The sequence below is a fragment of the Streptomyces sp. W16 genome, from assembly GCF_033194735.1.
Taxonomy (GTDB): Bacteria; Actinomycetota; Actinomycetes; order Streptomycetales; family Streptomycetaceae; genus Streptomyces.
In genome coordinates this window covers 1-5,597 of record NZ_JAWOAI010000588.1, presented here as the reverse complement: position 1 = coordinate 5,597, position 5,597 = coordinate 1, and the positions used below count along the sequence as shown (strand labels likewise).

The following is a 5,597-nucleotide window of genomic DNA, read 5'->3' as shown; positions in this document are numbered from 1 at the left end:
CGACCGGCTGGTCGCCGGCGACCGTGGCGCGGCGGCTGGCCGATCTGCGGGCGGGCGGCGCGCTGTTCTTCGACGTCGAGGTCGACGCCGGGCTGTTCGGGATCAACACCCGGGCGCTGCTGTGGATGTCGGTACGACCGGCGGACCTCGACCGGGTCGCCACGGCCCTGTCCGGCCACGACGAACTGGCCTTCGTCGCCGCGACCACCGGCCCCACGAACCTGGTCGCCCAGGCCCTGAGCCGCGACCCGGCCGACCTCCACCGCTACCTCACGGGACGCCTCGGCGCCCTGACCGCCGTCCGCACGCTGGAGTCGAGCCCGGTACTACGCAACCTGAAGGCGGCGAGCCCTTCCCTGACGGGGCTGCCGGGGCGGGTGGGTGAGCGGGGCGGGGGTAGGTGAGGCATGGAGGGGCAGGGGGGCAGAGGGGCAGAGGGACCGCGAGGATGGGCGATCAGCCGTGGGGAGCCGCAGCAGGTGAGCCGTGCGGCGGGGATGGCAGGTGAACCTCGACGAGCCGGGGCAAGCGAGCCACAGATGGCGCACCCCTCACCTCTCGCGCCCCATCGCACAACTCGCCCCGGCGCACACCCCCACCAGCCCCACCCCGCCCCAGAACGCCACCTGTGCCGCGTGCGACGCCCCCGAGGCGCCTCCCGTCCCGGCCCCCGCGCTCGCCAGATATACGCTGCCGAGGATCGCCACCCCCAAGGTCGCCCCGAGCTGCTGGACGGCGTTCAGCAACCCGGCCGCCGACCCCAACTCCTGGGCGCGCAGCGGCTTGAGCGCGAGGGTGAAGAACGCCGGGGTGAAGAGACCGGCGCCGAGGCCGACCACCGCGAGCGCGGGAAGCAGCCGGAACGGATAGGCGCCCGGGGTCGTGTGGCCGTAGGCGGTGATCGCGCCCAGGATGCCGGCGGCGAGGATCCCGAGTCCGGCGTACATCACCCGGCGCCCGCACCGCCGTACGAGACGCGCGCCCGCCGCCCAGGACGTGACCGCCAGTCCGAGGGACCAGGGCGCGAGGGTCAGGCCCGCCCGCAACACTCCGATGCCCAGGCCTAGTTGGAGCTGGAGCAGCACGACCGTCATGAGCCCGGTCGTCACCGCGAAGAAGGACGTGGACGCCACGAGGGCGGCGGAGAAGCCCCGTTGGGCGAACAGGCTCGGTTCCACCAGTGGGCTGCGGCCGGTCGCGGCGACCGCGCGCTGGTGCAGGGCGAAGACGGTCAGGGTCAGCAAGCCTGCGGTCACCGCGGTCCAACTCCGGGCGGACAGGCGGGAGATGTCCGCGCCGATCAGCGGGAGGACCAGAAGTCCCGTGCCGGCCATGGCCAGGAGGGTGCCGGTGAGGTCGAGGGTGGGGCGTTTCGGGGCGCGGTTCTCCGGCAGCCGCCGGGCCAGGGCGAGGACGACGAGGGCGAGCGGGACGTTGACCAGGAACACCGCGCGCCAGGACGAGCCGAACAGGTCGGCGTGCGTGAGGACGCCGCCGAGTACCGGGCCGCAGACTGCGGCGAGGCCCATCACGGGGCCGATGCTGCCCAGAGCCCGGGACATCTCGTCGCCGGCGAGCATCGCCTTGATGAGGCCGATGGTCTGCGGGATCACCAGGGCCGCCGACGCCCCCTGCACGGCACGGAACGCGATCAGGAACCCCACGCCCGGTGCCAGCGCGCAGGCGAAGGACGCGGCGGTGAATCCGGCGACACCCAGCACGAACAGCCGTCGCCGGCCCGCGATGTCGCCGAGGCGGCCCCCGGTGATCAGCAGCACCGCGAACGGCAGCGTGTACGCGGTCGTGAACCACTGGATGTCGGACACCGACCCGCCCAGATCGGCGTGGATCGCGGGCGCGGCCACTTGCACGACCGTCGCGTCCAGCAGGTTCATCGCCTCGCCGAGGAGCAGGGCGACAAGTGCGGACCACCGCCTCGGGTAGGACCCGTCGGGGGTGAACGGCCTTGGGTTCGTGCTCAGTTGACTCATGGCTGAAGCGTGGAATCTCGGGGGCACCCCTCCCAGCCAGGTCCCCGGGATCGAGGATTTCCTCCATCCGTCGCCCCCACCACGGCGAAATCTCACACAAGGAGCCCACCTTCATGAACCGCGCCGTCGCCGGGGAGTACGCGGCCCGCGGGATGCCGATGCGGCTGCGTACGTATCCGGAGGCCGAGGAGTTCTTCGCGGGGCCCGAACCCGTCGGGCCGGGTATCGTCCAGGTCCACAAGTGGCGTCCGGACGGCACGGACGCCGAACCGATCAGGGACGAGGACATCGCGATGTACGGGGTGGCGGCCCGCAAGCCGTAACCTTCCGGCCGTCCGTACGCAACCTTCTCAACCTCCTTACGACGTCGAGATGATCACAATGCGGCAGCAACAACTCACTGCGGGTCGCTGCTCACTTGACTACCAGCGGTCACACACGATTGGCTCCGGACCAGCGGGAGTCACCCGGTCGGCGCACCTCATACGGCTCCGGGCGCACTCTCCCCGTCCCCGAGCTCGGCCGCACAGCGAGGTGCCGCACCCCCCATGAACACTCCTCCCTCACCTCACACCCCCTTCCGTCGCATACGCGGCACGGCGCTGACCTCCGCCGTCGCGGTCTGTCTGCTGCTCGCCGGCTGCTCCGGAACCGGCGGCGGGGACTCCGGCACGGACGCGGCCGGTGCCGCGGGCACCGGCCGGCTGAAGATCGCCATGGTCACCCACTCAAGCAAGGGTGACGACTTCTGGGTGCTGGTGCGGAAGGGCGCCGAGGCCGCCGCGGCCAAGGACAACGTCGAGCTGACGTACACGAGCGACCCGGACGCCACCGGACAGGCCGAGCTCGTGCGGGACGCGATCCGGGACGGGGTCGACGGCATCGCGCTGACGCTCGCCAAACCGGACGCGATGAAGGCGCCGATCGCCCAGGCCAAGGCCTCGGACATCCCCGTGGTCGGCCTCAACTCCGGTATCGACTCCTGGCAGTCGGAGGGCGTCCTGGAGTTCTTCGGGCAGGACGAGAGCGTCGCGGGCCGCGCCGTCGGCCAGAAACTGGACGCTCTCAAGGCCAAGCACGCCCTGTGCGTGATCCACGAGCGGGGCAATGTCGCCCTGGAGGCGCGCTGCGCGGGCGTGAAGAAGACGTTCACCGGCGCGACCGACATTCTCTATGTGGACGGCACCGACATGGACGCCGTGTCCGCGGGGGTCACGGACCGGTTGAAGCAGGACCCCAGCATCGACGAAGTGGTCATGATGGGCGCCCAGTTCGCACTGGCCGCGGTCAAGTCCGTGAAGGCGGAGGGCAGCAAGGCCAAGGTCGCGACCTTCGACCTCAACCAGGACCTGGTCAAGGCCGTGCAGAGCGGCGACATACAGTTCGCTGTCGATCAACAGCCGTATCTGCAGGGCTATCTGGCCGTGGACTCGTTGTGGCTGTACAAGACCAACGGCAACATCAGTGGCGGCGGGGCGGCTCCCGTGCTCACCGGTCCGGCGTTCGTGACGAAGACGAACGTCGGCGCGGTCGCGAAGTTCGCGGCCAACGGAACGCGCTGACCGGACACTTCGTACGAGGATGTAGCGAGGACGACCACGATGTCTCCACGGACAGGTGCCCGGCGCCGCGTCGGTTCCATACGACTTTCCCTGATCCTGCTCGCCCTGGTCCCCAGCGTCACGCTCGCCGCCATGTGGGGCGTGACCACGACCCAGATGTTCGCCGAGGGGCTACGACTGCGCTCGCAGACGGAGTTGAGCAGGTCGACCGGCGCCATGGGTACCGAGGCCGCGCTCGCGCTCCAGCGGGAGCGCAGTCTGTCGGCGGCGTGGATGGCCTCGCCGCACGGTTCCGAGGCCGCGCTCAGGGCACAGCGCGAGCTGACGGACAAGGCGGTGGGCCGCCTCGTGGGCGAGACGAACGCGATCAAGAAGGCGCCCACCCGTATCAGGGACCGGATGTACTCGGTCGTCGCGTCGGTGGACAGCCTGGAGTACTACCGCAGCCAGGTGGACAAGCCCACCGACATCACGCCCCAGCAGGTGCTGGACCAGTACACCTCGATCATCGACGACCAGATCCAGGCCTTCCAGGAGCTGTCCCAGGTCGACGACGGCGACCTCACCTCGCAGGCGGAGCCGCTCGTCTCGCTGGAGCACGGGGCGGAGCTGGTCTCCCAGGAGGACGCGCAGCTGATGCTGGCCTGGCCGTCCGGGCACGTCAACAACGCGGCGTGGGAGCAGTTCGCCGAGCTGGTGCACGCCCGGCGCTGGCTGGTCGAGGACCAGATCACCACCGGGTTCCAGGGCGCCGCCAAGACGAAGATCGAGCACATTCTGCAGAGCGTCGAGTGGAGCACCCTGGAGTCCACGGAGGACGCGGTGCTCACGGCCGGTACGGCGGACAAGGCGGTGCCGGACAACGGCTCGGCCGGCCGGATCGCCCTGCCGGACGAGCAGAAGCAGTGGACCGCGGCGCTGACCGAAGTCGGCGACCAGTACACGGCGTTGATCAGGCAGCAGACGGCCGGACTCCTCGACCGCAGCTCCGACAAGGCGCACAGCCTGCTCGTCACCGCCGCCTCGCTGAGCGCGGGCGGACTCGCCGCCCTGCTGCTGTGCGTCGGCATGTCCTGGCGGATCACCCGCTCCCTGTCCCGGCGGCTGCGCGGCCTGAAGATGGCCACGCTGAGCCTGGCCGAGGACCGGCTGCCGGACGTGGTCGCCCGGTTGAACCGGGGCGAGAAGATCGACGTGGAGTCGGCGACCCCGCCACTGGACTACGGCAACGACGAACTCGGCCAGGTGGCACAGGCGTTCAACACCGCGCAGCGGACGGCCGTGCACACCGCGGTCGAACTCGCCGACACCCGGCGGGGTTTCCAGAAGGTCATCCTCGGCATCGCCCGGCAGAGCCAGAACCTGGTCAACCTCCAGCTCACCAAGCTCGACCAGCTGGAACGCCGGCACGACGACCCCGAGGTGCTGCGCGGCCTGTACGAACTGGACTCCACGGCAAGCCAGTTGCGCCGCTACGAGGAGAACCTCGTCGTCATCAGCGGTGAGCAGCCGCGCCGCAGCTGGACCGAGCCGGTCGCGCTGATCGACATCCTGCGCAGTGCCGTGGGCGAGGTCGCCGAGTACCAGCGGGTGGAGGTGCACACCGAGGAGGAGGTGTGTCTCGCGCCGCCCGCGGTCGCGGACGTGATCCATCTGCTGGCCGAGCTGATCGACAACGCGACGGTGTACTCCCCCGCGCCCAGCCCGGTCGGGGTGCGGGCCGCGATGGTCGCCAAGGGTCTCGTGATCGAGGTCGAGGACCGCGGGCTCGGCATGTCGGAGGAGGACTACGCCTCGCTCAACGAACAGCTCGCGGTGGCCCCGCAGTTCGACGTGGTCGCCCTCGCCGACGACCTGCGGCTGGGCATGTTCGTGATCGCCCGGCTCGCCACCCGGCACGGCATCGCGGTGACGCTGCGCTCCTCGCCGTACGGCGGCACGACCGCGATCGTGCTGATCCCGCACGAGATCGTCGTACCCGAGCCGTTGGAAGAGCCGGCGCCGGGCGCCGCGAAGGGCGCCGACGGCGCGGAGGCAGATCGGA

General features: G+C 70.6%; 4 protein-coding genes and 1 pseudogene. 4 read left to right on the top strand and 1 reads right to left on the bottom strand.

From position 1 onward, the window contains the following. A partial coding sequence (locus R6V09_RS44550; protein ID WP_317887192.1) for an Lrp/AsnC family transcriptional regulator occupies nt 1-404 on the top strand: 404 nt, incomplete at its 5' end. Nucleotides 405-551: 147 nt separating this feature from the next. Here R6V09_RS44550 and R6V09_RS44545 read toward each other — a convergent pair. Next, on the bottom strand, nt 552-1,991 hold the full coding sequence (locus R6V09_RS44545) for an MFS transporter (RefSeq protein ID WP_317887191.1): 1,440 nt from the start codon (nt 1,989-1,991) through the stop codon (nt 552-554). 125 nt (nt 1,992-2,116) lie between these two features. On the opposite strand from R6V09_RS44545, the pseudogene R6V09_RS44540 reads away from it, so the two are divergent. From R6V09_RS44540 to R6V09_RS44530, 3 genes and pseudogenes are all read left to right on the top strand, one after another. After that, nucleotides 2,117-2,314, top strand: a pseudogene (locus R6V09_RS44540) (SAM-dependent methyltransferase); the annotation flags it as partial. 225 nt (nt 2,315-2,539) lie between these two features. Continuing rightward, nucleotides 2,540-3,553: a substrate-binding domain-containing protein gene (locus R6V09_RS44535; protein ID WP_317887190.1), complete on the top strand. Its 1,014-nt coding sequence runs from the start codon at nt 2,540-2,542 to the stop codon at nt 3,551-3,553. Nucleotides 3,554-3,592: 39 nt separating this feature from the next. Further along, nucleotides 3,593-5,597 (top strand): sensor histidine kinase (locus R6V09_RS44530; protein WP_317887189.1); only part of this gene is annotated, 2,005 nt, incomplete at its 3' end.